The sequence below is a fragment of the Rhodococcus sp. P14 genome, assembly GCF_000256505.1.
Taxonomy (GTDB): domain Bacteria; phylum Actinomycetota; class Actinomycetes; order Mycobacteriales; family Mycobacteriaceae; genus Rhodococcus; species Rhodococcus ruber.
This window is the reverse complement of record NZ_AJFC01000091.1, coordinates 1-3,798: the sequence shown is the minus strand read 5'-3', so window position 1 is coordinate 3,798 and position 3,798 is coordinate 1. Positions and strand designations below refer to the sequence as shown.

Here is a 3,798-nt window from a genome sequence, read left to right as displayed (position 1 = left end):
ACCCGGGGTGCCCCCCCGCCGGCGGCCTGCCGGTGCTGCGCCGCTGGCTCCTCGACGCCGCCGCGGCAGGACTGCCCGAACCGAATGCGATGGTCCTCGGCACCGTCGACGAGCACGGTCGGCCCGTGACCCGCACCGTGCTGTGCAAGGGAGTCGACGCGGACGGGGTCGCCTTCTTCACCAACTACGACTCCGACAAGGGCCGGCAACTCGCCGCGACGCCCTATGCGTCGGCCACGTTCACCTGGGTCCCGATCTTCCGCCAGGTCACCGTCCGCGGGCCCGTCGAGCGGGTCGGCGCGCAGGAGACCGCCGAGTACTGGCACTCCCGGCCTCGCGGCTCCCGCCTCGGCGCGTGGGCCTCGCAGCAGTCCCGGCCGATCGAGTCCCGGGCGGCGCTCGAGCATGCGCTCGTCGAGGTCGCCGAGCGCTACGGCATGGACGCCGAGATCCCGGTGCCGCCGCACTGGGGTGGACTGCGGATCCGCCCCGAGTCGGTCGAGTTCTGGCAGGGCCGGCCCAACCGTCTGCACAACCGGGTGCGGACCCGGCTGGTCGACGGGCGGTGGCTCACCGAGCGTCTGCAGCCGTGAGGCGGCTGCTCGCCGACACCACGCCGCTCGAGAACCGCGACTACCGTCGGTTGTGGACCGCCGGCATCGTCACGGTCGTCGGCGCCCAGCTCAGCGTCGTCGCGGTGCCGCAACAGATCTACGAGATCACCCGCAGCTCGGCGTACGTGGGTCTGACCGGTGTGTTCGCCCTCGTCCCGCTCGTGGTGTTCGGGCTGTGGGGCGGTGCGTTGGCCGACGTGATGGACCGGCGCCGGCTGCTCACATTCACCACGCTCGGCATGGGCGTGACGTCGCTGCTGCTGTGGGCGCAGGCCGCCGCGGGCCTGGCGAACGTGTGGCTGGTGCTGGTGCTGTTGTCGCTGCAGCAGGCCTGCTTCGCGGTCAATCAGCCCACCCGCGGCGCGGTGATCCCGCGGCTCATCCCGAACGGCCAACTGGCCGCCGCCAATTCGCTGAACATGACGGTGATGCAATTCGGGGCGATCGCCGGGCCGCTGCTCGCGGGCGCCCTGATCCCCGTGCTCGGTCTGCCCACCCTGTACCTGATCGACACCGTCGCACTGCTCGCGACCCTGTGGGCGGTGCTCGCGCTGCCGCCGATCCCGCCGACCGGGCAGGCCCGGCGTGCCGGCCTGCGCGAGGTGCTCGACGGGTTCCGTTACCTCTCCACCCAGAAGATCCTGCTCGCCTCGTTCGTCGTCGACATCGTCGCGATGGTGTTCGGCATGCCGCGGGCCCTGTTCCCGCAGATCGCGCACGACTCGTTCGGTGACCCCGCCGAGGGCGGGTTCGCGCTCGGGCTGCTGTTCGCCGCGATGTCGGCCGGTGCGGTGCTCGGCGGGGTGTTCTCCGGCTGGTTGCCACGGGTGCGCCGGCAGGGGCTCGCGGTGATCGTGTGCATCGTCGCCTGGGGTCTGGCGATGGTCGGCTTCGGCGTCGCGGTGGGCCTCGCCGAACCGGGCGGCACCGCGGTGTGGCTGTGGATCGCCCTGGCGTTCCTCGCGTTCGGCGGCGCGGTCGACATGGTCTCCGCGGCGTTCCGCTCGACGATGCTGCAGTCCGTCGCCACCGACGAGATGCGGGGCCGGCTGCAGGGCGTGTTCATCGTCGTCGTCGCCGGCGGACCCCGCATCGGCGACGTCCTGCACGGCGGGGCGGCGGCGCTGGTGGGCACCGCGGTCGCCGCGGCGGGCGGCGGGGTCCTCGTCGTGGCCGGTGTGCTGGTGTGTGTGCTCGCCTTCCCCGCCTTCGTGCGGTACCGGGTGGACCGCACGATCCACTGACCCGTCCACCGACGGGGCACATGCGGTATCCACGCGGGCAGGGCACGATGGACGGACGTGATCGCACACCCTGACGCGGGAGCCGGTATGCCATCGAATCGTTTCGTCCGATCGCCGGACCGCAACGGAGCGGGGACCGCAGCCCTCGTCGCGGGCATCGTCGCCGCAGGGTGCGCCTTCGTCCCCTTCCTCGGTGATCTGGTCACGATCCCCGCGGGACTGGCTGCGGTGGTGTGCGGCTGGGTCGGCCTGGACGGGGTGGACAAGGGGTCGGCGACGAACCACGGGGAGGCCCTGGCGGGCGCGGTCCTGGGTATCGCGGCGCTGTTCGTGGTGTTCATCGTCTTCGCGGCCACTCACACTGCGGGCGGATGACCACCGGCACATTCGCGGAACCCGTCCCCACCTCTCACCGATCGGGGCCGGACCGCCTGCTCCCTCGGGGTGCCCGGATGGTCTCGGGTACGGAAATCCGTCACCGCCACGGATCCTCGCGCCGCCACACCTGCGGCAGATGCAGCTCCACCCCGTCGCGCTCGGCGAGCCGGCCGAGGACCCGCATGGTGACGTCGAGATCGTCCCCGGCGTAGGGCAGCGCGCGCAGCGGCCGGTCGAGCGGGCGGAAGAAGTCGTCCCAGTGCACGAGCACCACCCGTCGCGCTCCGACCGTGCCGACGGTCTCCGCCCAGTAGCTGCGGATGTACTCCTCGCTCTGCACCCCGAGTTGGCCGACGCCGAGATAGACGACCTCCGCGCGCCGGCCGACCAGCGCCCCGGGCCGGAAACCGGCGCTGCCCTGGATCAGCAGGGACCGGCCGTCGGCGTGCGCGACGAACGTCGACCACGCCTCGCCGCACCGATAGCTCCCGGCCCGCGCGGGCGGGACGACGGGCGCGTCGATCGTGCCCGGGTACCGGTCCGGCGGACAGTGCTCGGACGCGACGAGCGTGACGGTGACCCCGCCGAACCGCAGCGGCTCGCCGGGCGTGGCGACGACGATCCGCTCCGGCGGGAGGCCGTGCCCGCGCCCGACGTTCGCCGTCGATTCGCCGCCGACGAGCACCGCGCCCGTCCGCTCGGCGACGGCCGCGGAGTCGAGCACGTGGTCGAAGTGGCTGTGGACGGGCAGGACGGCCGCGAGCCGCGTCGCGCCGGCCCGGGTCAGGCACGCGTCGATCCGGGCCGGGTCGGGTGCGAGCCGACCCAGCGCGACGGCGCCGAGACCCGGGCGGGTGAAGAAGCCGTCGGTCAGCAGCGCGTCGGTGCCGTCGTCGACGAGCAGGGTGGACACCCCGAGGAACGTCACGGCCGGGCGGGACGCCGCCGTCGCGGCGGGGACGTCGAACCGGTCGGCGTAGGCGGCGAGATCCGGGCGGCCGAGGCGCAGTCGCATCCGGTCATCGTAGGCGCGGAGGCGCACCGGCGGCCCGATCCGGCTCGGTGACACCACCGCGATCGGCGAGGTCGCCGCCGTGATCGGCGAATCCCCGACCTGCCGCGCCCGTCCGCGGGAGACTGGGCCCATGTCCGATCCGACGAACTACCGGATCCGAAGGGGCGGGTACCGCGCGGAGGTATCCAGCTCGGGGGCGGCGCTGCGGGCACTCGAGCACGAATCGCCGGACGGGCCGTACCCGCTGACGGAGAGCTGGCCGGCGAACGAGCGGCCCCCGCTGCGCTCCGGCACGGTGCTCGCCCCGTGGCCGAACCGCATCCGGGACGGGCACTTCTACTTCGACGGCATCGAGCATCAGCTCGCGCTCACCGAACCCGAACGCGGCAACGCGGTGCACGGATTCGCCTGGCATCGAGACTGGGTCCTGGTTTCCCACAACGACTTCCGCGTCGAGCAGAAGCTGGACGTGGGACTGCACAAGGGGTGGCCGTACCAGCTGCGGCTCACCGTGACCCACGAGGTGGGCGACGACGGCCTCACCGTC

General features: G+C 73.0%; 5 protein-coding genes. 4 read left to right on the top strand and 1 reads right to left on the bottom strand.

All coding sequences use genetic code 11. From position 1 onward, the window contains the following. The 3 genes from pdxH to OEY_RS0106805 form a co-directional block, all read left to right on the top strand. Positions 1 to 593 (top strand): pyridoxamine 5'-phosphate oxidase (gene pdxH, locus OEY_RS0106815; RefSeq protein ID WP_010593145.1); only part of this gene is annotated, 593 nt, incomplete at its 5' end. After that, complete coding sequence (locus OEY_RS0106810; protein ID WP_010593144.1) at positions 590 to 1,858, top strand: MFS transporter; 1,269 nt, start codon at positions 590 to 592, stop codon at positions 1,856 to 1,858. The genes pdxH and OEY_RS0106810, both read left to right, overlap by 4 nt. A gap of 87 nt (positions 1,859 to 1,945) precedes the next feature. Then, positions 1,946 to 2,233, top strand: a complete 288-nt coding sequence (locus OEY_RS0106805; protein WP_010593143.1) for a hypothetical protein — start codon at positions 1,946 to 1,948, stop codon at positions 2,231 to 2,233. A 100-nt stretch (positions 2,234 to 2,333) separates the two neighbouring features. Here the strand turns inward: OEY_RS0106805 and OEY_RS0106800 are convergent, their stop codons facing one another. Then, positions 2,334 to 3,251 (bottom strand): MBL fold metallo-hydrolase, encoded by a 918-nt coding sequence (locus OEY_RS0106800; protein WP_010593142.1) that lies wholly within the window; start codon positions 3,249 to 3,251, stop codon positions 2,334 to 2,336. Between the two features lie 130 nt (positions 3,252 to 3,381). On the opposite strand from OEY_RS0106800, the gene OEY_RS0106795 reads away from it, so the two are divergent. Next, the coding region (locus tag OEY_RS0106795) for an aldose epimerase family protein (protein WP_010593141.1) at positions 3,382 to 3,798 on the top strand (417 nt) is incomplete at its 3' end.